Origin of the sequence: Caballeronia jiangsuensis (assembly GCF_046030135.1) — a bacterium.
Classification (GTDB): domain Bacteria; phylum Pseudomonadota; class Gammaproteobacteria; order Burkholderiales; family Burkholderiaceae; genus Caballeronia; species Caballeronia jiangsuensis.
Genome location: NZ_JAQQDB010000002.1, coordinates 173,563 through 199,263 on the forward strand (window position 1 = coordinate 173,563; position 25,701 = coordinate 199,263).

At 61.9% G+C, this 25,701-nt stretch carries 27 protein-coding genes; 13 read left to right on the top strand and 14 right to left on the bottom strand.

Annotated elements, in window-relative coordinates:
- Window position 1: 1 nt before the first annotated feature.
- From PQR08_RS02655 to PQR08_RS02670, 4 genes are all read right to left on the bottom strand, one after another.
- Window positions 2–448, bottom strand: coding sequence for a universal stress protein (locus PQR08_RS02655; RefSeq protein WP_187604016.1), 447 nt, complete (start codon window positions 446–448; stop codon window positions 2–4).
- Window positions 449–518: 70 nt separating this feature from the next.
- Window positions 519–3,260, bottom strand: coding sequence for an MGH1-like glycoside hydrolase domain-containing protein (locus PQR08_RS02660; RefSeq protein ID WP_250485531.1), 2,742 nt, complete (start codon window positions 3,258–3,260; stop codon window positions 519–521).
- Between the two features lie 114 nt (window positions 3,261–3,374).
- Window positions 3,375–4,787, bottom strand: a complete 1,413-nt coding sequence (locus PQR08_RS02665; protein WP_250485530.1) for a cation:dicarboxylate symporter family transporter — start codon at window positions 4,785–4,787, stop codon at window positions 3,375–3,377.
- Between the two features lie 26 nt (window positions 4,788–4,813).
- Window positions 4,814–6,184, bottom strand: coding sequence for a class-II fumarase/aspartase family protein (locus PQR08_RS02670; RefSeq protein WP_250485529.1), 1,371 nt, complete (start codon window positions 6,182–6,184; stop codon window positions 4,814–4,816).
- Between the two features lie 137 nt (window positions 6,185–6,321).
- On the opposite strand from PQR08_RS02670, the gene PQR08_RS02675 reads away from it, so the two are divergent.
- The 9 genes from PQR08_RS02675 to PQR08_RS02715 all read left to right on the top strand — a co-directional run bounded on the left by PQR08_RS02675 (window position 6,322) and on the right by PQR08_RS02715 (window position 12,690).
- Window positions 6,322–7,053: a GntR family transcriptional regulator gene (locus PQR08_RS02675; RefSeq protein ID WP_250485528.1), complete on the top strand. Its 732-nt coding sequence runs from the start codon at window positions 6,322–6,324 to the stop codon at window positions 7,051–7,053.
- Between the two features lie 83 nt (window positions 7,054–7,136).
- Window positions 7,137–7,670, top strand: a complete 534-nt coding sequence (locus PQR08_RS02680; protein WP_250485527.1) for a DUF4142 domain-containing protein — start codon at window positions 7,137–7,139, stop codon at window positions 7,668–7,670.
- 1 nt (window position 7,671) lies between these two features.
- On the top strand, window positions 7,672–7,974 hold the full coding sequence (locus tag PQR08_RS02685; protein ID WP_187604022.1) for a cupredoxin domain-containing protein: 303 nt from the start codon (window positions 7,672–7,674) through the stop codon (window positions 7,972–7,974).
- An 8-nt stretch (window positions 7,975–7,982) separates the two neighbouring features.
- Window positions 7,983–8,669 (top strand): RNA polymerase sigma factor, encoded by a 687-nt coding sequence (locus PQR08_RS02690; protein ID WP_250485526.1) that lies wholly within the window; start codon window positions 7,983–7,985, stop codon window positions 8,667–8,669.
- A complete protein-coding gene (locus PQR08_RS02695; RefSeq protein ID WP_250485525.1) occupies window positions 8,669–9,025 on the top strand; it encodes a hypothetical protein in 357 nt (118 codons plus the stop codon). Before PQR08_RS02690 ends, PQR08_RS02695 begins: the two co-directional genes overlap by 1 nt.
- Before the next feature lie 124 nt (window positions 9,026–9,149).
- Window positions 9,150–9,899 carry an electron transfer flavoprotein subunit beta/FixA family protein gene (locus tag PQR08_RS02700; protein WP_250485524.1) on the top strand — a complete coding sequence of 250 codons (750 nt, stop codon included), beginning with the start codon at window positions 9,150–9,152 and terminating at the stop codon, window positions 9,897–9,899.
- Window positions 9,899–10,831 carry an electron transfer flavoprotein subunit alpha/FixB family protein gene (locus PQR08_RS02705; RefSeq protein ID WP_250485523.1) on the top strand — a complete coding sequence of 311 codons (933 nt, stop codon included), beginning with the start codon at window positions 9,899–9,901 and terminating at the stop codon, window positions 10,829–10,831. Before PQR08_RS02700 ends, PQR08_RS02705 begins: the two co-directional genes overlap by 1 nt.
- Window positions 10,831–11,658 (top strand): HpcH/HpaI aldolase/citrate lyase family protein, encoded by an 828-nt coding sequence (locus PQR08_RS02710; protein ID WP_250485522.1) that lies wholly within the window; start codon window positions 10,831–10,833, stop codon window positions 11,656–11,658. Before PQR08_RS02705 ends, PQR08_RS02710 begins: the two co-directional genes overlap by 1 nt.
- An 84-nt stretch (window positions 11,659–11,742) precedes the next feature.
- Window positions 11,743–12,690, top strand: a complete 948-nt coding sequence (locus PQR08_RS02715; protein WP_250485521.1) for a LysR substrate-binding domain-containing protein — start codon at window positions 11,743–11,745, stop codon at window positions 12,688–12,690.
- Here the strand turns inward: PQR08_RS02715 and PQR08_RS02720 are convergent.
- Genes PQR08_RS02720 through PQR08_RS02730 form a run of 3 tightly spaced genes read right to left on the bottom strand, consistent with a single transcriptional unit; the run spans window position 12,687 to window position 15,903 of the window.
- Window positions 12,687–13,865 carry a CaiB/BaiF CoA transferase family protein gene (locus tag PQR08_RS02720; protein WP_250485520.1) on the bottom strand — a complete coding sequence of 393 codons (1,179 nt, stop codon included), beginning with the start codon at window positions 13,863–13,865 and terminating at the stop codon, window positions 12,687–12,689. The two genes, PQR08_RS02715 and PQR08_RS02720, sit on opposite strands and share 4 nt — an antisense overlap.
- Before the next feature lie 12 nt (window positions 13,866–13,877).
- Window positions 13,878–15,041 carry an acyl-CoA dehydrogenase family protein gene (locus tag PQR08_RS02725; protein ID WP_250485519.1) on the bottom strand — a complete coding sequence of 388 codons (1,164 nt, stop codon included), beginning with the start codon at window positions 15,039–15,041 and terminating at the stop codon, window positions 13,878–13,880.
- A 46-nt stretch (window positions 15,042–15,087) separates the two neighbouring features.
- Window positions 15,088–15,903, bottom strand: a complete 816-nt coding sequence (locus tag PQR08_RS02730) for an HTD2 family dehydratase (RefSeq protein ID WP_250485518.1) — start codon at window positions 15,901–15,903, stop codon at window positions 15,088–15,090.
- A gap of 248 nt (window positions 15,904–16,151) precedes the next feature.
- Here PQR08_RS02730 and PQR08_RS02735 point away from each other — a divergent pair, with 248 nt between their 5' ends.
- Complete coding sequence (locus tag PQR08_RS02735) at window positions 16,152–17,012, top strand: NmrA family NAD(P)-binding protein (RefSeq protein WP_250485517.1); 861 nt, start codon at window positions 16,152–16,154, stop codon at window positions 17,010–17,012.
- A gap of 10 nt (window positions 17,013–17,022) precedes the next feature.
- Here PQR08_RS02735 and PQR08_RS02740 read toward each other — a convergent pair whose 3' ends face one another.
- From PQR08_RS02740 to PQR08_RS02760, 5 genes are all read right to left on the bottom strand, one after another.
- Complete coding sequence (locus PQR08_RS02740; RefSeq protein ID WP_250485550.1) at window positions 17,023–17,481, bottom strand: MEKHLA domain-containing protein; 459 nt, start codon at window positions 17,479–17,481, stop codon at window positions 17,023–17,025.
- Between the two features lie 36 nt (window positions 17,482–17,517).
- Window positions 17,518–17,898 carry a DUF1090 domain-containing protein gene (locus tag PQR08_RS02745; RefSeq protein WP_250485516.1) on the bottom strand — a complete coding sequence of 127 codons (381 nt, stop codon included), beginning with the start codon at window positions 17,896–17,898 and terminating at the stop codon, window positions 17,518–17,520.
- A gap of 84 nt (window positions 17,899–17,982) precedes the next feature.
- Window positions 17,983–18,753, bottom strand: a complete 771-nt coding sequence (locus tag PQR08_RS02750; protein ID WP_250485515.1) for an SDR family oxidoreductase — start codon at window positions 18,751–18,753, stop codon at window positions 17,983–17,985.
- Between the two features lie 15 nt (window positions 18,754–18,768).
- Window positions 18,769–19,740: a zinc-binding alcohol dehydrogenase family protein gene (locus PQR08_RS02755; RefSeq protein ID WP_250485514.1), complete on the bottom strand. Its 972-nt coding sequence runs from the start codon at window positions 19,738–19,740 to the stop codon at window positions 18,769–18,771.
- A gap of 43 nt (window positions 19,741–19,783) precedes the next feature.
- Window positions 19,784–20,638 (bottom strand): alpha/beta fold hydrolase, encoded by an 855-nt coding sequence (locus PQR08_RS02760; RefSeq protein ID WP_250485513.1) that lies wholly within the window; start codon window positions 20,636–20,638, stop codon window positions 19,784–19,786.
- Between the two features lie 143 nt (window positions 20,639–20,781).
- On the opposite strand from PQR08_RS02760, the gene PQR08_RS02765 reads away from it, so the two are divergent.
- On the top strand, window positions 20,782–21,408 hold the full coding sequence (locus PQR08_RS02765; RefSeq protein ID WP_187604038.1) for a CGNR zinc finger domain-containing protein: 627 nt from the start codon (window positions 20,782–20,784) through the stop codon (window positions 21,406–21,408).
- Window positions 21,409–21,423: 15 nt separating this feature from the next.
- On the opposite strand, the gene PQR08_RS02770 is transcribed toward PQR08_RS02765, so the two are convergent.
- Entirely contained in the window at window positions 21,424–22,542 is a 1,119-nt protein-coding gene (locus tag PQR08_RS02770) for an MBL fold metallo-hydrolase (RefSeq protein WP_250485512.1), read from the bottom strand.
- 111 nt (window positions 22,543–22,653) lie between these two features.
- Here PQR08_RS02770 and PQR08_RS02775 point away from each other — a divergent pair, with 111 nt between their 5' ends.
- The gene (locus PQR08_RS02775; RefSeq protein WP_250485511.1) at window positions 22,654–23,283 is read left to right on the top strand and encodes a TetR/AcrR family transcriptional regulator; all 630 of its coding nucleotides are present in this window, start codon (window positions 22,654–22,656) and stop codon (window positions 23,281–23,283) included.
- Here the strand turns inward: PQR08_RS02775 and PQR08_RS02780 are convergent.
- Window positions 23,278–24,009, bottom strand: a complete 732-nt coding sequence (locus PQR08_RS02780) for a GntR family transcriptional regulator (protein WP_035505778.1) — start codon at window positions 24,007–24,009, stop codon at window positions 23,278–23,280. The genes PQR08_RS02775 and PQR08_RS02780 overlap by 6 nt on opposite strands.
- 339 nt (window positions 24,010–24,348) lie before the next feature.
- On the opposite strand from PQR08_RS02780, the gene PQR08_RS02785 reads away from it, so the two are divergent.
- Complete coding sequence (locus PQR08_RS02785) at window positions 24,349–25,665, top strand: Rieske 2Fe-2S domain-containing protein (RefSeq protein ID WP_250485510.1); 1,317 nt, start codon at window positions 24,349–24,351, stop codon at window positions 25,663–25,665.
- Window positions 25,666–25,701 lie beyond the last annotated feature (36 nt).

Consider the following 25,701-nt stretch of genomic DNA (forward strand, 5'->3'; position numbering starts at 1 on the left):
ATCACTCCGGCGGCCTCACCACCAGAATCGGCAAATGACTATGTGTCAGCACCTTCTGCGTCTCGCTTCCGAGCAATAGCCCGCGAATCCCGCCGTGACCGTGCGAGGCCATCACGATGAGATCGCAGTGCCGCGTCTTCGCCGTATCGAGGATCACTTCATAGGGATGCGATCCCGTGGGCGCTTCGGTATCGCACTCCACGCCCGCCTGTACCGCGATATTCCGGAGATTTTCGAGGTATACGCGAGCGCGCGCCTGATCGGCGGCCTGAACCTCGTCCTGATTCGCGCCCGCCATCTCGGCGCTATAAACGGTCATATGAAACGGCCGCATCATATAAAGACCGGTGATGCGCGCGCTGTTCTCCTTGGCGAGCGCAACGGCCATGCGCACCGCCGCCTCCGATAGCGCGGACCCGTCCGTTGGAACCAGCAAATGGTTGAACATGATGACGTCCTCCGGTTCTCTGGGGACACGAAAGAGAGAGTCGAATCGACGATTCCAGTATAGGCGAGTTCTAGCGCCCCATCGCCGCGATAGCCTCCTCGTCCAGACGCACGGACATGACGGGCGCTTCGGGCCCCACGTGCGACAGCTTCATCAGACGCGGCTGCAGCAGCAACGCCACGAGCCCGCTCCATCCCGTCTGATGCGAAGCGCCGACGCCGCGCCCGCTGTCGCCATGAAAGTACTCGTGAAAGAGGATGAGATCCTGCGAGCGCGGATCGGCTTGCAGCATCGGATACGCGGCCATCACGGGACGCTTGCCCTCGGCGTCTTTCAGGAAGAGCGTGCTGATGCGCCGCGAGAGGTCGTCGGCTATCTCGCTCAGCGAATGCATCTTGCCCGAGCCCGTCGGATGTTCGACGCGAAATTCATCGCCATAGTAGCGATGAAACTCGTACAGCGATTCGATCAGCAAATAGTTGACCGGCATCCAGATCGGTCCACGCCAATTGGAATTGCCGCCGAATACACGCGAATCCGATTCCGCGGGCAGGTATCTGATGCAGACCTTCACGCCATCGTGATCGAAGATATAAGGTTTCTCGCAATGCACGCGGGACAACGCGCGCACGCCGTAGTCGGAAAGGAATTCGCACTGATCGAGCGTGCGCCGCAGAAGCGCTTTCATGCGATGTCCGCGCAATAGCGAAAGCAGGGTGGTGTTGCCCTTGCCCGGCTCCGTCCAGCGCGAGACGAGCTTCGCGAGATTCGGCCGATGATCGAGAAACCACGCAAGCCTTTCGCGCAGTCCCGGCAAATCGCCGTACACGCGCTCTTCGAGCACATGCACCGCGAAGAGCGGTATCAGCCCGACGATGGATCGAATGCGCATAGGAACGCGCGTGCCGTCCGGCAAATGCAGCACGTCATAGAAGAATTCGTCGCTGCGGTCCCACAAGCCCGTGTTGCAGCCTTCGCCGCAACTCACCGCTTCCGCGATATACAGGAAGTGCTCGAAGAACTTCACCGCGATCTCGACATACGACTCGTTGGCCATCGCGAGTTCGAGACCGATCTGCATGAGGTCGAGCGCATACGAGGCCATCCACGCGGTGCCATCGGCCTGATCGATGCGTCCGCCCGTCGGCAACGGCTGCGAGCGGTCGAAGATGCCGATGTTGTCGAGCCCGAGAAAACCGCCCTGAAAGATGTTGCGGTCGTCGGCGTCCTTGCGGTTGACCCACCACGCGAAGTTGAGCAGCAGCTTGTGGAACATCACTTCGAGGAAAGCGTGATCGCCGATGCCGGTCATCTCGCGATCGAGCTCGAATACGCGCCATGTCGCCCACGCGTGAACGGGCGGATTCGCGTCGCCGAAGGCCCATTCGTAGGCGGGCAATTGCCCGTTCGGATGCATGTAGCGTTCTTTCACGAGCAGCGATAACTGCTTCTTCGCGAAGTCCGGATCGATCGTCGCGAACGCGACCGCATGGAACGCGAGATCCCACGACGCGTACCACGGGTACTCCCATTTGTCGGGCATCGATACGATGTCGCCGTTGCACATGTGCCGCCAGTCCGCATTGCGGCCCTGTCGGCGTCCTTTAGGCGGAATGGGCTGGCCCGGATCGCCGTCGTGCCAGCGCGTGACGTCGAACTGGTAATACTGCTTCGTCCATAACATGCCCGCGAGCGCCTGACGCTGCACGAGACGCGCATCGGCTTCATCGATATCGTGTTGCAGCGTCGCGTAGAACTCGTCGGCTTCCGCCAGGCGTTGCGCGAAAAGCTGCGCCATGTCGAGCGGCGGATCATCCGAAACCGATGCCGGACGCCAGCGCAGATACATCACGGAGTGTTCATGCGGTCCGAGTTGCAGACACGCATGCGCTGCGCTGCGCGTGCCATGATCGCGCCGGATAGCGTGATCGTCGCCTTCGACGAGATAGTCGTTGAAGCCGTCCTTGAAGGGGCCCGCGCCCTCGATGCCGAAGATGCGACGAACGTTCGTTTCGTTCTCGCAGAAGAGCCATTCGACGGGCGTCTCTGCCGAGGCCGTCACCAGCATCGCGCCCTGCGACGGATTGTGCGCGACGACGCGCGCGCCTTCCCGCGCATCCTGCTCCAGGGTCAGCGAAGGCTTGCCCCATTTGCTCGACCACGACCAGCGGTTGCGCGCCCAGAACTGCGGCAGCACATGAAGCGTCGCGGCCTCGTCCGCGCGATTTTCGACGGTCACGCGCATCACGACGTCATCGGCTGTGTGCTTCGCATACTCCACGCAGACATCGAAGTATCGATCGTTGTCGAACACGCCGGTATCGAGCACTTCGTATTCGGGAAGCTCGGGGCCGCGCCGCCTGTTTTCGTCGATGAGCTGCTGATACGGATACGCGTCGTGCGGATACTTGTACAGCATCTTCATGTACGAATGCGTCGGCGTGCCGTCGAGATAGAAGTACAGCTCCTTCACATCCTCGCCGTGATTGCCTTGCTCGTTCGTGAGGCCGAAGAGCCGTTCCTTGATGATCGGATCGCGCCCGTTCCACAGCGCGAGCGACACACACCAGTCGAGCGGGTCGTTGCCGAATCCGGCGATACCGTCCTCGCCCCAGCGATACATGCGGCTGCGCGCATGGTCGTGCGGAAAGTAATCCCAGGCGGTTCCGCATTCGCTGTAATCCTCGCGGACCGTGCCCCATTGACGCTCGCTCAGGTACGGTCCCCAGCGTCGCCACCGGTCGAGTTCGGCGCCATGCAGGCGAGAGCCTTCCCTGGTTTGCAGCAAATGGATTGCGCGTAGCGGTGGCATGCGACCTCCGGTCCGGATGACCATCCAATATGTTCGATGCGCGGCTTTCCGATGATAAGCGAAGTGAAAAAAAGCGCGGCGATTGCCGCGCTGCAAAAACTCATCGTGCTCATTTCATCGCGTTCCCGCGCTTCTCAGCGAGATTCCGTCCGGATGAGGATTCGCGTCGTTCATGTCTTCCGGAAGGAGATTGCCGTCCGCGAGCCGGCGGTCCGCTTCCGCGATCTCCGGATAACGCTCCGGATAGAGATGCCGTTCGCTGACGGCGGCATCGAAGGTGCGCGACCATTTGGCGATCACGACGGTCGCGAGACTGTTGCCGATGGTGTTGCAGGTCGCGATCGCCATCGACATGAAGCGGTACACGCCGAAGATCAGCGCGAGGCCTTCGACCGGAAGGATGCCCGTCGACGTGACGGTCGCGGCGAACACCACGAACGATCCGCCCGAGACCGTGGCCGCGCCCTTCGACGTCAGCAGCATCAGCAACAGAATGCCGATCTGATGGTCCAGCGTGATCGGCACGCCGTACGCGTGCGCGATGAACATCACGCCCATCGACATGAAGATCGACGTGCCGTCGAGATTGAACGCATAGCCCGTAGGCAGCACGAGCCCGACGGTCTGCTTCGCGCAGCCGAGCCGTTCGAGCTTGATCAGGAGACGCGGCAATGCGCTTTCCGAAGACGCCGTGCCGAGCACGATGAAGATTTCGTCCTTGATATAGCGCAGAAAGCGCCACAGGCTGAAGCCCGCGAGCTTCGCGATGATGCCCATCACCACGACGATGAACAGCGCCACCACCGCATAGAAGCTCACCACGAGTTGTGCGAGCGCGACCAGCACGGCCGTGCCGTTGCTGCCCACCGAATACGCGACCGCGCCCAACGTGCCGAGCGGCGCGAGCTTCATCACGAGGTTGATGAACGAGAACAGCACCTCGGAAACGAGATCGAGCCCTTCGTTGATGCGCACGCGGCGGCGCTCGGGAATGGCGAGAATGCCGATGCCGACCATCACCGCGAGCACGACCACCTGCAACAGCTCGCCCTTCGCGAACGCGCCGATGAAGTTGTCCGGCACGACATGCATCACGAACTCGGTGAAGCCTTGTGGCGCGGCCTTTGCGGCCGTCGTGGGCACGGCGCCGACGGCGACGGAGGTCATCGCCTTGCCCGTTTGCAGCAGATTGCCCGCGAGCAGGCCGACCGCGAGTGCGATCGTCGATACGACTTCGAAGTAGACGATCGCTCTCCAGCCGACGCGCCCCGCGCTCTTCACATCGCCCGCCGACGCGATGCCATGCACGATCGTGAGAAACACGAGCGGCGCGACGCCGGCCTTGATGAGCGCGAGAAAGATATCGCCGAGCACCTTCAGTTGCGCGCCGAACTTCGGAAAGACGAGACCGACCGCAATGCCGATCGCGAGCGACAAAAGCACCTGCATGCCGAGCTTGCGATACCACGGCAGCTTCTTCGGCGGGGCGACGGTCGTGTCGTCGTGTGATGCGGATTCGTTATGCATCGCATGCTCCTCCATGTTCTTTACGTTCAGACTTCGCTCGACAGCGCGATGGCGCGATCCACCATCTGCGGCGCGAGACCGAGATAGTTCGCGGGATCGGTCATGCGCTCGATCGCGGCGCGGTCGAAGTGCTTCGTCACTTCGGGCAACGCCGCGAGCGCTTCCGCGAGCGTGCCGCCTTGTTCGTTCACCGTGCGGCATGCGTCGTACACGATGTCGTGCGCCTGCTGACGTCCGGTGTAAGGGGCCATGCCCATCATCACGGCTTCCGCGACGATCAGGCCGCGGCTGATGCCGAGGTTGTGCTTCATGCGCGCTTCATCGACGATCAGGCCGCCGAGCATGAACTTCGCCTGATGCAGGGCACCCGACGTGAGAATGAAACTCTCGGGAATCGCGATCCATTCCGCGTGCCACGGGCCGGTGGCGCGTTCGAAGTCCTGGATCATCGCGTCGACCATCAGTCCCGCGTGCTGGCGCACCGCTTTTGCCGCGGCCAGCATGAGCTCGCTCGAAATCGGATTGCGCTTTTGCGGCATGGTGCTGCTCGCGCCGCGTCCTTTCACGAAGGGCTCGTACACTTCCGCGAATTCCGTCGACGCCATGATCATGATGTCGATCGCGATCTTGCCGAGCGAGCCGGTGACGAGCGCAAGCAGGTTGACCGCTTCGGCAAATCCGTCGCGCGCGACATGCCAGGTGGTTGCCGGCACGCCGAGCTTCAGTTCTTCGGCGAGCGCCTTCTGCACCGCGAAGCCCTTGTCGCCGAGCGATGCCAGCGTGCCGGCCGCGCCCGCGAACTCGACGACGGCCACGCGCTCGCGCATCTGCGCGATGCGTTCCTGATGGCGATCGAACATCGCGAGCCAGATCGCGACCTTGTAGCCGAACGTCACGGGCAGCGCCTGCTGCAAATGGGTGCGGCCGGCCATCGGCGTATCGCGGTGCTTCTTCGCCAGGTTCGCGAGAATCGCCCGCAATTCGCGTATGTCGCCGTCGATGGATTCGAGCGCATCGCGCACTTGCAGCGCGACGGCGCTATCCATGATGTCCTGAGTCGTCGCGCCCCAATGAACGTAACGTCCGGCGTCGCCGCACATGGCGACCATCTGATGCACGAGCGGCAGGATCGGATAGCCGACGATATCCGTTTCCTCGCGCATGTGATCGAAGTCGATGCGCTCGATCTTCGATTCGCGTGCGATCACTTCGGCGGCTTCGGCCGGAATCACGCCCGCGCGCGCCTCGGCCTTCGCGAGCGCCACTTCGACATCGATATAACGCTGCACCAGCGCGTGATCCGAGAACAGCGCGCGCATTTTCGCGGTGCCGAACGCGTCGCGAAACAGCACGGAATCGAACACGGTGCTGGCCAGGGGAGAAACGGAACTCGTCATGTTGACCTCTTGCGGAAGCGAAATTGATCGGGGCAGGACAGGCAAATATGTCCGGACATATTCAGACTAATATGTTCGAACATATCGGGCAAGCTATGATTTACCCTGACCACCGAAAACACACCGCCAAAGCAGCAATGAACAGACCGCATTTCGCCGATATCGCGCGCGAGTTGACCGAAGGCATCGCGTCGGGCCGCTTTCCTGTCGGCTCCTATCTGCCGACCGAACTGGAACTTCGCGACCACTATCAGACGAGCCGGCATACCGTGCGGGCCGCGCTGCACGAATTGCAGCAACTGGGCCTCGTGTCGCGGCGCAAGAATGCGGGCACGCGTGTCGAGTCGATGCAGCCGCGCAACGACTTCCGTCCCTCGCTCGCGTCCGTCGACGATCTCGTGCAGTTCGGCTCCGAGCACTTGCGTCTCGTGCAATCGACGCAGCACATCGAGGCATCGGCGAAACTCGCGAAGACCTTGCGTTGCGCGCAGGGCACGCCGTGGCTGCGCGTATCGAGCCTGCGTATCGATGGCGACAAGGACAGCCGGCCCGTCGGCTGGACGGACGTGTATATCGATCCGGCATACGACGACGTCGCCGAAGCCGCGAAGGAGAATCCGGATACGCTCATCAGCTCGCTGATCGAAGCGCGCTATGGGCGCGGAATCGATGAGATTCAGCAGGACGTGCGCGCCATCAACGTGTCGGCGGAAATGGCGAGGCGTCTGCGCGTGGAGGCGGGCACGGCGGCGCTGGAGATCGTGCGCCGCTATCTCGATGCGAGCGGCGCGACGTTCGAGGTGTCGGTGACGGTGCATCCGGCGGAGCGCTTCTGCGTGTCGATGCGGCTCAAGCGCTCGCCGGGCTGAACGCGTCTTTCGCGATCCGGGAACGCCGTCTTTCGACGTGACATCCAAGCCGGTATCCACAACGGAATGCCGGGAGACGTCACATGAAACTCATCCACGCCGCGTTGAGCGCGATAGTCGCATTCGCAGGCATCGCGGCTCATGCGCAAAATGCCGGACCGACCGATCCGCAGATCGCGGCTATCGTCGTGACGGCCAATCAGGTCGATATCGACGCGGGCAAGCTCGCCGAATCGAAGACGAAATCGAGCGACGTGAAGGCGTTCGCGCAGCAAATGGTCACGGACCATAGCGGCGTCAACAAGGCCGCGACCGATCTCGTGAAGAAGCTCAACGTCACGCCCGAGGACAACCCGACGAGCCAGAGCCTGAAGCAAGGCGGAGACGCGAATCTCGCGAGGCTCAAAGCGCTTTCAGGCGGGAGCTTCGACCGGTCGTACATCGATCACGAGGTCGCCTATCATGAAAGCGTGCTCGATGCGCTCGACAAGACCTTGATTCCAGGCGCGCAAAACGAAGAACTGAAGGCGCTGCTCGTCAAGGTGCGGCCCGCATTCGTCGCACATCTCGAACATGCACGGCATGTGCAGGCGGAACTGAAAAAGAGCGGAGCGTGAGATGCGCTGGCTTCTTTGCGTAGGCGCGCTCGTTTTGTGTGGCGAGGCGAGCGCCGCGACGTATGTCGTCGTGATCGAGCAAATGCGTTTCGAGCCGCCTGTGTTGACCGTTGCGCCCGGCGATCGCATCGTGTGGGTGAACAAGGATTTGTTTCCGCACACCGCGACCGCCGATAAAGCGGCCTTCGATTCGCACGATATTTCGCCCGATGCGTCGTGGAGTTATGTCGCGCGCGAGGCGGGAAGCTATGCGTATTCGTGCAGGCTGCATCCGACGATGCACGCGACACTGAACGTTCGATAGAGACGACGATGAGCGACACCGCACAAACCCTCGTAGCCGACGATGATCTGAGCATTGCACGACGCGTCGTCGCGGGCGATTGCGCGGCGTTCGAATTGCTGATGCGCCGGCATAACCGGCGTCTGTATCGCCTCGCGCGCGCGACCTTGCGCAACGATGCCGAAGCCGAGGATGCATTGCAGGACGCTTATTTGCACGCGTATCGGTCGATGAGCCAGTTTCGCGGCGACGCGCAACTTTCCACGTGGCTATCGCGACTCGTGCTCAACGAGTGTTTCGCGCGCATCCGGCGTTCGGCGCGGCGTCAGAATGTGATTCCGATCGTGGATGCGCCCGATTGGGTCGAACAGGCTGAAGCAATGACCTCGCACGACAATTCCGCGCCCGACGATGCGCTCGCGCGTTCGCAGGTTCGGGCACTGCTCGAACGCAAGCTCGACGCATTGCCGGAGCTATTTCGCATCGTGTTCGTGCTGCGTTCGATCGAGGAGATGACGGTCGAGGAGACGGCGCAGTGTCTGAACATTCCCGAAGCGACGGTGCGCAGCCGGCATTTTCGCGCGCGCGGCATGTTGCGGGAATCGCTGGCGCAGGCGTTCGATCTCGCCGAACGCGACGTGTTCGAATTCGGTGGGGCGCGGTGCGATCGGATCGTCGAGCGGGTGCAATCGAAACTACGCGATGGCGGTGCTTGATGACAATAAACAGGGCGGCTGCTTGCGCAATAGCGGGCATCGTCATGCTGGCGGGCATTTCGGGCGCTGAGGCAAGGACGATCAAGGTCATATCCGGAACTTATGGCGCGAATTGTGGCGCCGCGAACGGCAACGCGACGCACGATCTGACGCTTCAGTGCGATGGCCTCGATACGTGTCAGTACGTGCCGGACAAAAAGCGCATCGGCGATGCGACGCGTGCTTGCAGCAAGGATCTTCAGGCCGACTGGCGCTGCACGGACAGCGAATTCCACACCGCGATGCTCAGCCCCGAAGCGGGCATGAACAGCACGCTCGTGCTGAGCTGCGTCGAGCAAAACGGACCGGGACACTGAGCGGCCCTAGGTTGAGCCTATGACCGGCAAAGTTATCTGATATTTGCGCGCTTTCCGGACACGCATTCAAATTGAGGTTAGGTCAAGCCTCTTTCTGAGAGCTTGTCATTATTCGGAGACGCAAGTGAAGATTCTTGTCCCAGTCAAGCGCGTGGTCGATTACAACGTGAAGGTCCGAGTGAAGTCGGATAACACGGGCGTCGATATCGCCAACGTGAAGATGTCGATGAATCCGTTCGACGAGATCGCTGTTGAAGAAGCTGTGCGATTGAAGGAAGCGGGTGTTGCCACGGAAGTTATCGCCGTGTCGTGCGGCGTGGCGCAGTGTCAGGAGACGTTGCGTACCGCGCTGGCCATCGGCGCGGATCGCGCTGTGTTGGTGGAAACATCGGAAGACTTGCAGCCTTTGGCCGTCGCGAAGTTGTTGAAGGCGCTCGTCGATCAGGAGAAGCCTGATTTGATCATCCTCGGCAAGCAGGCTATCGACGATGACTCGAATCAGACCGGTCAGATGCTTGCAGCGCTCGCTGGTCTGCCGCAGGCGACGTTTGCATCGAAGGTCGTGATCGCCGATGGCAAGGCCACGGTTTCGCGTGAAGTCGATGGCGGTGCGGAGACGCTTTCTTTGAAGCTCCCCGCAGTGGTCACCACTGATCTGCGTCTGAACGAGCCGCGCTACGTGACGCTGCCGAACATCATGAAGGCGAAGAAGAAGACGCTGACGACGGTGAAGCCCGCCGATCTGGGCATCGATGTTACGCCGCGTCTGAAGACGCTGAAAGTTGTCGAGCCGCCGAAGCGCAGCGCGGGCATTACGGTGCCGGACGTGAAGGCATTGGTCGAAAAGCTGAAGAACGAAGCGAAGGTAATCTGATGACGACTTTAGTTATTGCGGAACACGATAACGCGTCGATCAAGGCAGCGACGTTGAACACGATTGCGGCTGCTGCGAAGACCGGTGGCGATGTGCATGTGCTGGTCGCAGGTTCGAACGCGCAAGGCGCGGCGGATGCGGCAGCGAAGATCGCGGGCGTCGCAAAAGTGCTGCTCGCCGATGCGCCTCAACTCGCCGACGGCCTCGCAGAAAACATCGAAGGCACTGTACTGAACATCGCGAAAAACTATTCGCACATCTTCGCGCCCGCGACGGCTTACGGTAAGAACATCGCCCCGCGTATCGCAGCGCATCTGGATGTCGCGCAGATCAGCGATATCACCGCCGTCGATAGCCCCGACACATTCGAGCGCCCGATCTACGCGGGCAACGCCATCGCAACGGTTCAATCGAGCGATCCGATCAAGGTCGTCACCGTTCGCGCGACGGGTTTCGATCCGGTTGCGGCGGAAGGCGGTAACGCTCAAGTCGAAAAGATCGAAGCCGCAGCCGATGCAGGCATCTCGCAGTTCGTGAGCCGTGAAGTGACGAAGCTCGATCGTCCGGAACTGACGAGCGCGCACATCATCGTGTCGGGTGGTCGTGGATTGGGCAGCGGCGAGAACTACACGAAGACGCTCGAACCTCTCGCCGACAAACTCAACGCCGCGCTGGGCGCATCGCGCGCAGCAGTCGATGCGGGATACGTGCCGAACGATTATCAGGTCGGTCAAACCGGCAAGATCGTCGCGCCGCAACTGTACGTGGCGGTCGGCATCTCGGGCGCGATTCAGCATCTCGCGGGCATGAAGGATTCGAAGGTGATCGTCGCGATCAACAAAGACCCGGAAGCGCCGATTTTCAGCGTGGCCGATTACGGTCTCGTCGGCGATCTGTTCACGATGGTCCCCGAACTGGTCAACGAACTGTGATGCGAACGCCCGCCAAAACGAACGCCGATCGATATCGTTCGTTTCTGTTCGTGCCGGGCAATCGCCCCGAGCGTTTCGCGAAGGCGCTGGACAGCGGCGCCGACGCGATCATCATCGATCTGGAAGATGCCGTCGCGCCCGCGAGCAAGGACGAGGCGCGCGATGTCGTGGCCGCATGGCTCTCGCCCGAGCGTCCCGTGCTGATTCGCGTGAACGCGCGCGATACGCCGTGGTTCGATCGCGATGCGCAACTGGGCAAGCTGCGCGGCGTGGCGGGCATCGTGTTGCCGAAGGCGGAAAGCGCCGCGGATATCATCGCGCTCGTCTCGCGCACGAAGAGCAGAATGCCGCTGTTTCCGTTGATCGAAAGCGCGAAGGGCATGTTCAACGCGCTAGAGATCGCGAAAGCACCGTACGTGCATCAGTTGATGTTCGGCACGCTCGACTTCTGTGCCGACATGAACATGGCCACCGACGACGATGTTCTCGATCCGTTCCGCGCGAATCTCGCGATGATATCGAAGGTCGCGGGCATCGGCCCACCGATCGACGGCGTGACGCCCGCGATCGACGACGAACACGCGTTGAAGCACGAAACGCTCAATGGAAAGCGCCGCGGCTTCGCGGGGAAGCTGTGCATCCATCCGAAGCAGGTTCGAACGATCAACGAATGTTATGCGCCGAGCGAATCCGAACTCGCATGGGCGAAGCGCATACTCGATGCGTTCTCGAATGCGAACGGCGCGGCCGTCGCCGTCGATGGAAAAATGGTGGACCGGCCAGTCGTGCTTCGCGCGCAAACAATACTCGAAGGCGCGCGCGCATAGTTCATGCGGACCCGCGAGTTATAGAATAGGCGACCGGCGCCGGACACTCACGCGCGCGCCTGTCACCGACTCTCGCCATTCCACATGGACGTCCGCCAGCTTCGCTACTTCGTCAGCATCGTCGATTACGGCAGTCTCGGCAAGGCGGCGGAAAAGCTATTCGTCGCACAGCCTTCGCTCAGCCAGCAGATGGCGCGGCTCGAAGAAGAACTCGGCGTCACGCTCCTTCTGCGCAGCAATCATGGCGTCACGCCGACCGCCGAAGGCGATGCCCTCTATCGCCATGCGCGTCTCGTGCTGCGGCAGATGGAACAACTCAAGCAGGAAGTGACCAAGGGCGCGGGCGCCGAATCCGGCACGGTGGCGGTCGGCTTGCCGACGACGATGGCCTCCGTGCTCGCGGTTCCGCTATTCGAGCGCATCCAGGATCAATACCCCGGCATTCGCCTGCAATTCTTCGAAAGCATGAGCGGCTATCTGAACGAGCTGCTCGCCAATGGCCGGCTCGATCTCGGCATCCTGTTTCGCGAATCGGATACACCCGGCATCACGGCCTTGCCCGTGCTCGATGAAACGCTTTATCTGTTGGGCGATCCGGGCGGCGATATCTCGCCGCGCGCATCGACATGCCCGCTCGCAAAGCTTGCGGGCGTCAAGCTCGTCGCGCCCGGCGCGTCGAACGGCTTGCGTCTTTTGATCGAGCGCACTTTCGCGAGCGAGAAGGTCGAATTGAATATCGTCGCGGATATCGACTCGTTGCCCGCGCTCTTGCTGATCGCGAATTCGGGCCGGGCCTGCACGATTCTTCCTTCATCGGCAATCGCGCAATGGAACGAGGCGCTCCTGCCGAAGATGCGAAGAATCGTCGAGCCGACGATCAGGCGGCCAGCCAGCATCTGCTGGCCCAATGGCGCGCCGATGAACTCGGCGACGGTCGCGGTGCGCGAGACGCTGATCGAGTTGATCGCCGAGCATATCGAACACGATAGCTGGCAAGGCGTGACGATGCGCAAGCGGGGACCGCAAAACTAGATCGCATTCGCTGCGCGCAAGCGCTCGATGGCTTTATCGTCGAGACCGAGTTCGCGCAAGACCGCAACGGTGTGCTGGCCGAGCGCGGGCACGGCGTCCATGCGCGGTTCATCGGCGCTGCCGAGTCCCGGCGGATAGAGCGCGGGAATCGCGCCGGCGGGCGTTTCGACGCGTGTCCAGCGATGCCGCGCTTCGAGTTGTTCGTGCTTCCACACGTCGTGCATGTCGTTCATGCGCGCATTGGCGATGCCCGCTTCCTCCAGCCGCTCGATGACTTGCGCGGCGGTCAGCGAAGCGAACGCTTCGACGATGATGTGCGTCAACGCTTCGCGATGCTGCGTGCGACGGCTGTTCGCGCAGAAGCGCTCGTCGTCCTGAAGCGCGGGCTGGCGAATCACGATCTCGCAGAACTTCTTCCATTCGCGCTCGTTTTGCAGGCCGAGCATGACGGTCTTGCCGTCTCCTGCCTGGAACGGGCCATAAGGAAAGATCGTCGCGTGCGATGCGCCCGCCTGACGCGGCGGCGTCTGCCCGTCGATCGCGTAGTAGAGCGGATAGCTCATCCATTCGACCATGCTTTCGAGCATGGAGATGTCGATGCGCTTGCCGCGCCCCGTCTGCCCGCGCTCGATGAGCGCCGCGAGGATGTTGGTGTAGCCGTACATGCCGGCGGCGATATCGGCGATCGAGCAGCCTGCCTTCGCGGGTTCTCCCTCCGAGCCCGTGATGCTCAGAAAGCCCGATTCGCTTTGAATCAGCAGGTCGTAGGCCTTCTTATCGCGCATCGGGCCATCCGAACCATAGCCCGAGATATCGCACACGATGAGGCGCGGATAACGCACCTTCAATGTGTCGTAGTCGAGCCCGAGCCGTTGCGTCGCGCCGGGTGCGAGGTTCTGCACGAATACATCCGCATCGGAGAGCAGCTTGTGCACGACATCGAGCGCTTCAGGATGCTTGACGTCGAGCGTCACGCTCTCCTTCGAACGGTTCGTCCACACGAAATGCGATGCGAGCCCGGACACGCGTTCGTCGTAGTTGCGAGCGAAATCGCCTGTTCCCGGACGCTCGATCTTGATCACGCGCGCGCCCAGATCGGCGAGCTGACGCGTGCAGAAGGGCGCGGCTATCGCATGCTCGAACGTGACGACCTTGATGCCTTGCAGTGGACGCATGATCGGCCTCCTTCAGAACGAGCGCGGCAGGCCGAGGATATGCTCGGCGACATACGAGAGAATCAGGTTGGTCGAGATCGGCGCGACCTGATAGAGACGCGTCTCGCGGAACTTGCGTTCGACATCGTATTCCGCCGCGAAGCCGAATCCGCCGTGGAATTGCAGACACGCGTTGGCCGCTTCCCATGAGGCATCGGCGGCGAGGAGCTTCGCCATATTGGCCTGCGCGCCGCAATGCTTGTGCGAATCGAAGAGTTCGCACGCCTTGAAGCGCATCAGGTTCGCCGCTTCGACATTGACATAGGCGCGCGCAATCGGAAACTGCACGCCCTGATTCTGGCCGATAGGCCGCCCGAACACGACGCGATCCTTCACATACTGCGAAACCTTGTCCATGAACCAGTAGCCATCACCGATGCACTCCGCCGCGATCAGCGTGCGCTCCGCGTTCAGCCCGTCGAGGATGTACTTGAAGCCTTTGCCTTCCTCGCCGATCAGATTCTCGGCGGGAATCTCCAGATTGTCGAAGAACAACTCGTTGGTCTCGTGATTCACCATGTTGAGGATCGGCTGCACCGTGAGGCCGTGGCCGATCGCTTCGCGCAGATCGACGATGAAGATCGACATGCCCTCGCTCTTCTTCTTCACATCCGCGACAGGCGTGGTGCGCGCGAGCAGGATCATGAGATCGGAATGCTGCACGCGCGAGATCCATACCTTCTGACCGTTGATCACATAACGATCGCCTTTCTTTTCTGCGGTCGTCTTGATTTTTGTCGTATCGGTGCCGGTGGTCGGCTCGGTCACGCCCATCGATTGCAGACGCAATTCGCCCGATGCGATCTTCGGCAGATAGCGCTTCTTCTGTTCCGCCGAGCCATGACGCAGCAGCGTGCCCATGTTGTACATCTGGCCGTGACACGCGCCCGAGTTGCCGCCCGAGCGATTGATCTCTTCCATGATGACCGACGCTTCGGTCAGCCCGAGACCCGAGCCGCCGTACTCTTGCGGAATCAGCGCGGCGAGCCAGCCCGCTTTCGTGAGCGCATCGACGAATGCTTCGGGATAGCCGCGCGCTTCGTCGATCTTGCGAAAGTATTCGCCGGAGAACTGACCGCAAAGATCACGCACGGCTTCGCGGATGTCCTGATAAGCGTCGGGAGTGGATTCGATCATGATGTGCTTGGCTATTGGGTTCGTATCGTCAAACGAGTCAAACGATTCAGGCGAGCGTCGCGCGGGCGGTCATACCGAGCCAGCCTTCGTGATCTTTCGACCACAGCTCGACGGTCTTGCCGTCCGCCGATGGCTGGCCGCACAGATGCAGCGTATTGCCGGCGAAACACGGACGCTGCGCCTTGAAAGAGAAGTCGATGACAGTCGCATCGGGCAACTGGCGGCGCAGCAGATCCATCAGCAGCGTCGCGATGAGCGGCCCATGCACGACGAGGCCCGGATAGCCTTCGACCTGCGTGACGTAAGGCTTGTCGTAGTGGATGCGATGCGCGTTGAAGGTCAGCGCCGAATAGCGCAGCAGCAGCGTTTCGTCGGGCACGATATTGCGTTGCCATTGCGCGTCGCGGGGCGCGGGAGTCGGGGCGGGCGCGGGTGCGCCGGGTACGGCCGGTTCGCGATACACGATGTCGTGCTCTTCCTCGATCGCGGTGACATCGCCGCAGCAAATGCGATGCCCGACCGTCACGAATCCGAGCTTGCCCGTGCGGCCTTGCTTTTCGCTGACATCGAGAATGGTAGATTCGCGCGTGATGCGTTCACCGACGATCACCGGCGCCGGAAAGCGCAGACGCCCGCCGGCCCACATGCGTCGCGGCAGGCCGAGGTCGGGCAGGAAACTGCCTTTCTGCGGATGCCCGTCTTCCGCGATGAGCGATTGCCTCGCGATCGGCCTGAAGAAAATCCAGTGCCACAAGGGCGGAAGCGCGTCGCCTTCGTTCGGCGCGGCATCGTAATCGAGCGTGGCGGCGAGCGCCGCGACGGAGGTGGGCGCGACGATATCGGCGGCGCTTTCCGTTTGCATGGTGTCGTCTCCGTTGCTGGACCGGCCAGCGAATCCTGGTTGGATAAGGAAGACTTTAAGGAAATGTTCCGTGGAGTGGAAATACCAGTTTCATGTGCCGGGCATAGGGCGAACCTATTGCGCCCCGTGCGACGCGATCAATGACGCCGGGTCATCAATCCGATAACCCGCGAGTCATTTGTCGCGGACAGTCCGCGCCCTAACATGCAATCCATCGCAGGCAGACGAATTGCACAAGGAGTCGGACCATGTATGTCATCACTGGAATCACAGGACAAGTCGGCGGGGCGCTCGCAAACGCGCTGTTGAACGCGGGGAAGCCCGTTCGCGCCGTCGTGCGTGACGGGAAGAAGGGCGCGGAGTGGGCGGCACGCGGTTGCGAGATCGCCCTCGCCACCATGACCGATGCCGATGCGCTCGCGCACGCTTTCGAAGGCGCCGAAGCCGTTTTCATTCTTCCGCCGCCGGAATTCGATCCCGCGCCTGGCTTTCCGGAGGCGCGCGAGGTCATCGATACGATCGTCGCGGCCGTGGCGCGTTCGAAGCCGCGCAGGATCGTGTGCCTGTCGACAATCGGCGCGCAGGCCACGCAGACCAATCTTCTGACGCAGCGCTCGCTGCTGGAGGAAGCGCTTCGCAAGCAAGCGATCCCGGTCACGTTTCTGCGTCCGGGCTGGTTCATGGAGAATTGCGCATGGGATGTCGATTCGGCGCGCAACGAAGGCATCGTGCGATCGTTTCTGCAACCGCTCGATCGCGCGATTCCGATGATCGCCACCGATGACATCGGTGAACTCGCGGCGAAGCTCATGCAGGAGCGCTGGCCGGGCGTGCGCATCGTCGAACTGGAAGGGCCACGGCGCACGAGCCCGGACGATATTGCCGCCGCATTCGCACAAGTGCTCGGCAAGCCGGTGCGTGCGCAGGCCGTCCCGCGCGACACATGGGAAGCGCTGTTCGTGAGTCAGGGCATGAAGCATCCGACGCCGCGCATTCAAATGCTCGACGGCTTCAACGAAGGCTGGATCGACTTCGAACGGCAGCGCGAACATATCGTCAAAGGCGCGACGCCGCTCGTCGATGTGATCCGCAAGCTCGTCGCGCGTTGAGCGGAATGCTTCAGGCTATGTTGCTGATGTGCGGAATCATCGCCGCTTGGCCGCGATAGACGCCGTCCCGATCGAACATTTGCCACACGGTCGCGCGTTCGATCCAGAAGCGCTCGCCCGATTTCGTGACACGAACGCCGCGATAGCCGTCCACATAACCATCGCGCGTCACCTGTTCGAGAAACGCCTGACGTTCGCTGCGCTCGGGCGCTTCGGCCGACAAACGCGACGGCAACGCGGTCAGCTCGTTCCATGTATAGCCGAAGAGACGTTGCGCGCGCAGGTTGCCGTAGACGAACACGGGATCAGCCTGGGTATCGTGCGCGAGGACGCCGAAGGGCGCGTCTTCGTAAAGCCAGCGCGCGGCTTCGGCGGGCGGTAGTTCTTCATCGGGAACCAGCGGCTTGCCCAGCAGGCGCGCATAACTTTCGCCAAGAAGCGTGAAGAAGTCGGGATCGGTTGGCTGCATCGTGCGGAGTGTATTCAATGAGCGGAAAACAGCACCTTACTCGTTCGCTTCCGTTTGCGCACGTTCGAGCTCGGCATGGGCTTCATCGACCTTGTGCTGGCGCTCCGCGATCTTCTTCGCGCTCTTGCCTTCGTCCTTTGCTTTCTGCAAGTCGTGCTCGCGTTCGGCCAGCTTCTTTTGCGCCGCCGTGACCTTACGCTGGCTCTCGCTTCGCAGCGACGCATCCGTGCAGTTCGCGTTCAGCCGGGCGAGCGCGGTTTCCAGTCCATCGACGCGATTTGCGTTGCCATGCGCGCGCGCATAAGCGATTTCCTGTTCGATCGAACTGCGCTTCGCATCGCATCCCTTCGATTGAGCCGCGCAATAGAGGGGACTTGCGATCGAAACGAGCAGCAGTGCCTTGAATGCGAGTTTCATCTGTGGCCTCACGAAAGTCCATGCAGGACGATCCATTCGATGGACACAGCATACTTTACAGCCACTGACTGCGCTCGCGGCAAGTCATATCGACTTGACTTCGCCTCCATCCATTCTCAGCGTGCTGCCCGTCATCCATTTCGCGGCGGGCGACACGAGGAACGCCATCAACTCGGCGATCTCTTCCGGCGTGCCGTAACGCGCGATGCCCGCTTCGACAGGGAAACGCGCGGTCGCTTCCTCCACGGTCATATCGTGCAACGGCGCCCAGTGCTCCAGATACGAGCGCCGTCGGCCCGTCATCACAGGACCGGGCAACACGCTGTTGACCTGCACGCCATCCGCGATGCCGCGATCGGAAAATGCCTTCGCCAGGGCGACAATCGCAGCGTTGATCGTGCCGACCGCCGCGTAGGGCGCTTTGGGGAACAGCGCCGAATTGCCCGACATCAGCACGACCGATCCCGATGTCGCTTTGAGCGAAGGCCACGCCGCGACCGTCAGGCGGCGCGCACCGTGAAGCTTCAGCGCGAGGCCCGCGTCCCATTGTTCGTCGGTCATGTCGAACAGATCGATTTGCGGCACCGCGCCCGCGATATTCAACAACGCGTCGATGCGGCCGAACGCTGCGAGCGCGCCATCGACGACCTCTTGCGCGGCGTCGGGTTGCGAGAGATCGACATCGAGCGTCAGCGGTTTTGCACCGGCTTGCTCGACCATCGACGCGGTTTCTTCGAGATTCGCGCGATTGCGTGCAACGAGCACGATCGAATCGAAATCGCGTGCGAGGCGGATTGCGGTGGAACGTCCGATGCCCTGGCTCGCGCCCGTGACGATCGCTACTTTCGTGGACATGTCATGTCTCCCGTTTCAATGAACGACGACCATCTTTCCGTTGGCTTCATTCGCTTCCATCACGCGATGCGCTTCGTGAATGTCGTCGAACGAAAACACGCGGGAAGGCTTCGCGTTGAAACGTCCCGCGGCGATATCGGCGGCGATTGCTTGCAGCGGCACATCGGAGAGCGGAAAGCCGGGCGTGCCGAAAACGAAGCTGCCGAAGAAGGTCAGATTCACGCCGCTTGGCATCTGCAACAGGGGATTGAAATCCGCGATCGGCGCGAGGCCGCCGAGCCAGCCCGCGAGACAGGCGCGGCCGCCGCGGCGCAGCATCGCGAGCGAATCGAGAATCGTGCTGTTGCCGACGAGATCGAGCACCGCATCGATCTCTTTCGTTTCCGCGATGCGCTTGCTCAAGTCCGGTCCTTCGACTTCGACACGCGACACGCCGAGCGCTTCGAGCTTCGCGAAGCGATCGCGATTGCGCGTCGTTGCGATGACCTTCGCGCCCGCGTTCACCGCGAGATTCACCGCTGCCTGCCCGAACGATGAAGTCGCGCCGCGAATCACGATCGTCTGTCCTGCTTCGATCTCGAGATTGCGGAAGAGGCACGTCCAGGCCGTCGCATAGGTTTCGGGAATGGCCGCCAGTTCGGCCCACGACAGATCAGATTCGATCAGCGCAACATTCGACACCGGCGCGCGCGTGAATTGCGCATAACTTCCGTTGATCGTGCGCCCGAGTCCGCCCATCAACGCAGCCACTTTCGCGCCCACGGGAAACTCGCCGCCCGGACACGACTTCACGATGCCCACGCATTCGATGCCGCTCACTCTCGCGGCTTCGGCCCATTCGCCGCGCCGCATATGCATCTCCGCATGATTGATGCCGAACGCCTTGATCTCGATGACGACATGTCCCGCGAGCGGTTCCGGCTCCGGAATCTCGGTATAGACGAGGCTGTCGATTCCGCCGAACTTGTCGAGCACGATTGCACGCATGATGTTTCTCCTGTGATGGATGAGCGCGGTGATGGTCCGCGTTTTATTGAGCGAGGAATTCGGTGATGGCCGCCGCGATCTGCGCCGCGTGCGTTTCGAGTGCGAAGTGGCCTGTATCGAAGAAGCGCACGTCCGCATGCGGGATATCGCGCTTGAATGCTTCCGCGCCCGGCGGCAGGAAGAACGGATCGTTCTTGCCCCACACGGCGAGGAACTTCGGCTGATGCTCGCGGAAGTACGCCTGAAACGCCGGGTACAGCGCGACATTGTTGCGGTAGTCGCCGAAGAGATCGAGCTGCACGTCATGCGCGCCGGGGCGATTCAGGTAGTAGTCGTCGAGCGTATAGCCATCGGGCGAGATCGCGGACGCGTCGGGCACGCCGTGCGTGTATTGCCATTTCGTCGTGTCCTTCGTGAGCATCGCGCGCAATGCATCGCGGTTCGCTTGCGTGGGCGCTTGCCAGTACGCGCGGATCGGATTCCAGCCGTCGCTCAATCCCTCTTCATACGCGTTGCCGTTTTGCGAAACGATCGCCGTGATGCGCTCGGGATGCTTGAGCGCAAGTCGAAAGCCGGTCGGCGCGCCGTAGTCGAAGACATAGACCGCATAGCGATCGAAGCCGATCACTTCGGTAAAGCGATCGATCACGTTCGCGATGTTCTCGAACGTGTACGAGAACGCATCGCGGCTCGGCATATCGGACAGGCCGAAGCCGGGAAGATCGGGCGCGACGATATGAAATCGCTCTGCGAGCAGCGGAATCAGATCGCGGAACATGTGGCTCGAACTCGGAAAGCCATGCAGCAACAGAAGCTTGGGGCCGTCCGCCGGACCGGCTTCGCGATAGAACACATTGAAGCCGTCGACGTCGATATGACGATGCGCAATGGTGGACATGGGCGTTTCTCCGCTGGTTGAGGGGGAAATTTGTGTAACCGTTAAAAGCATGTGAGACAGGTTACAAACGGGTCGTGTAACTTGTCAAGATGTTTTTTAGCGGTTACGATGAAGCCATCGTAGAAACACGTCTGGATTGCAAAATGGACTACCGCCCGATACCGGCGATCTTCGTGGCCGACGCGCCCGGCCTCGATTTCCTCAACTCGATCGCGACGCCGGTCGATGAACCCGTCGACTGGATCGGCGATGGCGAAGGCTTGCTGTCATGGCTGGAACAGGCGCAACTGGTGCCCGCCGACGTGCTGGCGCACATGCGTTCGCAAACCGCGCCTGCCGAACTGGACGAGGTCGCGGCGAAGGCGCGCGGACTGCGCGAATGGTTTCGTGCGTTCGTGCGGAAGAGGAAGGGGCGGCCGTTATCGGCGAAGGATCTGGCCGAGCTCGAACCGCTGAATGGCGTGTTGCAGCGCGACGAGCAACATGCGGTGATCGTCGCCGATGCGAATGCCGCGAGCGGTCTTGCGTTCGCCATGCAGCGACGCTGGCCGAACGCCGAATCGCTGTTGATGCCGATTGTCGAAGCGCTCGCGAAGCTCGTCTGCGAAGAGGACTTTACTTACGTGAAGGCGTGCGAAGGCCCGAAATGCACGCTGCTTTTCGCGGATCACACGCGCGGACATGCGCGGCGCTGGTGCAGCATGGCGATCTGCGGGAATCGCGCGAAGGTGGCCGCGCACCGGGCGCGGCTCAAGGAAGGAAAGTTGTAATCGCGTGGCGGCGCGTTATTCCGCGCTCTCGGCTCGCGATGCGCACATGCGCCACGATGAAGCCGGCTTCGGCGCATCGGCCACCTCGCGCCACCAGCGCTCGCCGCGTTGCGGCGCTTCAAGATCCAGCCGCTCACCCATCCGCGGTGTCGCGACGGCAACGCCGCGCGCGAGCGCGAGCCCCGTCACGCGCTCGAACGGCTCCTGCCACGGATGCATCGCGAGATCGAACGTGCCGTTGTGAATCGGCGCGAGCCAGCGTCCGCGCAGATCGATATGCGCCTGCACAGTTTCCTCTGGCTGCATGTGGACGTACGGCCATTGCGCATCGTAGGCGCCGGTTTCGATCAAGGTGACGTCGAATGGGCCGAGGCGTTCGCCGATCGTCCTGAAGCCGTCGAAATAACCCGTGTCGCCGCTGAAGAACACGCGCAGCTCATCGTCGACGATCACCCATGATGCCCACAACGTGCTGTTGCCATCGAAGAGGCTGCGGCCGGAGAAATGCTGTGCGGGCGTCGCGGTAAAGAGAAGCTCGCCGACTCGTGCGCTTTGCCACCAGTCGAGTTGACGCACCTTCGATGCATCGATGCCCCATTCGATCAGCCTGTCGCCGACGCCGAGCGGCGTGAGAAAGATTTCCGTCGTCGCGGCGAGCGCGAGCACGGTATCGCGGTCGAGATGATCGTAGTGATCGTGCGACAGGATCACGCCGCGCAATGGCGGAAGATCGGCGAGTGCGATGGGCGGCGCGTGAAAACGCTTCGGTCCCATGCGTCTGAACGGCGACGCGCGCTCGCCAAAGACCGGGTCCGTCAGCCAGTATTCGCCGCGCAGCTTGAAGAGGATCGTCGAGTGGCCGAGCCGGTAGAGACTGCGATCGGGCGCGGCATCGAGCTGCGCGCGCGTGAGCGTATCGACGATGGGCGGCTGCGTCGGCACGGTATTGCGCGGCTTGTTGAACAGCACGTTCCAGATGATGCGCAAGGTCTTGCCGAGTCCTTCTTCCGGACGCGGCTTCACATTGCGAAAACGCGCGCCGTCATGTTGCGGCGACGCGTTCGACAACGCGCGGCCGCGTTCCGCGGCGGCAAAACCCAGGGCACGGCTGATGCGATCGGTGAACGAAGTCATAGGGCGTGACGGGGCGCGAGCCCGAAGCGGAAAGTAGACTGTACAGTGTAGTTTAATTTTGAGAAAAAAGTAAACCGGACGGTGTAAAATATGGGGATGGATTCGAGCGATATGAACGACCTTCCCCAGCGGCTGACCGACCGCAAGCGCGCCGCGATCGTGGATGCAGCGGTGGCGGAGTTTATTGCGGCGGGCTACGACGCGACGAGCATGGACCGCATCGCCGCGCGCGCGGGCGTGTCCAAGCGCACGGTCTATAACCACTTCGAGGGCAAGGAAGCGCTTTTCGCCGCGATCCTGCATCGCTTGTGGGATGCGAGCGAAACCGGCGACGCACCGGTATATAGCGCCGATGAACCGCTGCGCGCGCAACTGCTCGCGCTACTCACGCGCAAGCTGCGGCTCATGACGGACGAGGCATTTCTATCGCTCGCGCGCGTGGCGATCGCGGCGGGCATTCATTCGCCGGATCGCGCGCGGGACATGGTGGCGCGCATCGGCGAGCGTGAGGAAGACGTGACGGCGTGGATCAGAAAAGCCGCCGCCGATGGCCGTCTCGCAGTCGCCGACCCGGTCTTCGCGGGGCAGCAACTGCACGGCATCGTGAAGGGTTTCGCGTTCTGGCCTCAGGTCACGATGGGCCAGCCGCCGCTTTCGAAGCACGAGCAAAAAAGAGTAGCGGAAGCGGCCGCCGACATGTTCCTCGCGCGCTATGAACGCGCCGCGCCGAAGCGCTCATAAAACGGCTTCCGCGACGAGTTGCAACGCCGGCGCGAGCTTCACGCAATCCTCCGGGCGCTCCAGCGCATAAGCCAGATTCCTCTGTGCGATCTGCACGTGCTCGGTCGCGAGCGCCTGCGCGCGCGTGCCTTCGCCGCGTTCCAGCGCATCCACGAGACTGTGATGCTGCTGATGCGCGATGAAGAGCCATTGCCGTCCTTCATCGATGGCCGATTGCATCGGCAGCATCGCGCTCGCGGCGGCGAACGGCAGCCGATTGTTCATGTCGATGGCGCGCATCAGTGCCGCATTGCCCGACCCGTCGACGATCAGCTTGTGGAAGCGATTGTTCATGTCGGTATAGGCGGCGTAGTCGTCGAGATCGAGCTCGGACTTCGCGAGCAGGCGGTCGCCCGCGCGCAGACACTCGGCGAGCGCATTCGACAACTGGCGCGGCACGCCATGCTCCGCGACGAGACGCGCGGCCATGCCTTCGAGATGACCGCGCACCGCGATGGCATCGGCGATTTCGGCGGCCGTGATGCGCCGCATCACGTATCCGCCCGCCGGCGACGGTTCGACGAGACCTTCCTGTTCGAGCGTCGTGAGCGCGAGCCGGACCGGCGTGCGCGACGCCTTTAGCCGCTCCGCGAGCGCAACTTCGCCCAGGCGCTCGCCTGGCGCGAATTCGCCTTTCAGGATCAGATCGCGTAGATAGACCAACACGCGTTCTTGCTGGGATTCCATGGTTTTTCTCCGCTTACCGTTGTGGGCGATTCTAGGCCAACGGCTGCTTGCTGTGCTCGAAAGTCGGACATCGTTTCATAGAATGTTTTTCGATGTATGCAACAAGGCTAAAAATAGCTGAGTAGGATCGATAAGGGGTAAATCCTTATAAATTCAGAAAAACGTATATATAACAGTAAGATAAATGAGCTTAGCAAATCGCAGGCGAGTGGATCCGCACAAGCATGCTGCATACATCGTTTGTACATTTGAGTTCGAAAAGCTATTCTCCGTCTCAAGAACACGTCGCGCTGCATGCAATCAGCCGACGTCTGAATTCAACGAACCGGAGACACCGCCATGATGAGTTCGCAGCAAAACAACACCATTACCCGCGTCGGCAAGGGCACGCCCGCCGGCCAGTTGCTGCGCCGTTACTGGCAGCCCGTCGCGCTCGTCGAGGAGTTGCCCGCCGAGCGCCCCGTCAAGGCGGTGCGCCTGATGGGGCAGGACTTCGTCGTGTTCAAGGACGAGCAAGGCCGCTACGGCATGCTGGATCGCGATTGCCCGCATCGTGGCGCCGATCTCGCGGCGGGGCGTCTCGAAGGCGGCGGACTGCGTTGCGCCTTTCACGGCTGGCTCTTCGATGCCAGCGGACGTTGCCTCTCGACGCCGGGCGAACCCGTCGGCAGCACGCTGTGCAACAAGGTGCGCCAGTCCGCGTATCCCATCATCGAGAAGGCCGGCGTGCTGTTCGGCTATATCGGCAAGGACGAGCCGCCCGCGTTCCCCAACTTCGATTGCTTCGCCGCGCCCGATGCCTACACGTTCGCATTCAAGGGGCTCTTCGAATGCAACTGGCTGCAGGCGCTCGAAGTCGGTATCGATCCGGCGCACGCGTCGTTTCTGCATCGCTTTTTCGAAGATGAGGACGTGAGCGAAAGCTATGGCAAGCAGTTTCGCGGCGCGTCGGCGGATTCGAACATGCCGATCACGAAAGTGCTGCGCGAATTCGAATCGCCGGAAATTCTCGTGAGCCCGGCGGATTACGGCCTGCGTCTCATCGCGAAACGCGCGCTCGACGAAGCGCATACGCATGTGCGCGTGACCAATGTCGTGTTCCCGCAAGCCTTCGTGATTCCGATGAGCTCGGAGATGACGATCACGCAATGGCACGTGCCCGTCGACGATGAAAACTGCTACTGGTATGCGATTTTCACGAGTTTCGGCGCGCCGACCGACAAGGCGCAGATGCGCGAGCAGCGGCTCGAACTGTATGAACTGCCCGATTACACGTCGCGCAAGAACAAGCGCAACAACTACGGCTTCGACCCGCGCGAGCAACTGAGCGAAACCTACACGGGCATGGGCTTCGACATCAACGTGCACGATCAATGGGCGGTCGAATCGCAGGGCGCGATACAGGACCGCACGCGCGAGCATCTGGGCACGACGGACAAGGGCATCATCGCGTATCGCCGCCTGCTCGTCGATGCGATCGAGAAGACGCAAGCTGGCGATAAGACGCTGATGCTGATCGATGAGAGCGAAGCCGCGAACTTCACAGGCCCCGCTTCGATCGACGGAATCGGACCGGCGGACCGCTGGGACGAGTACTGGAAAGAGTCCGACGTGAAGCGCCGCGTAAGCGCGCCGTGGCCCGCGCCCAAAGCCTGAAAACACCGACCCGCAACCTGAATGGAGCGCGCGGCG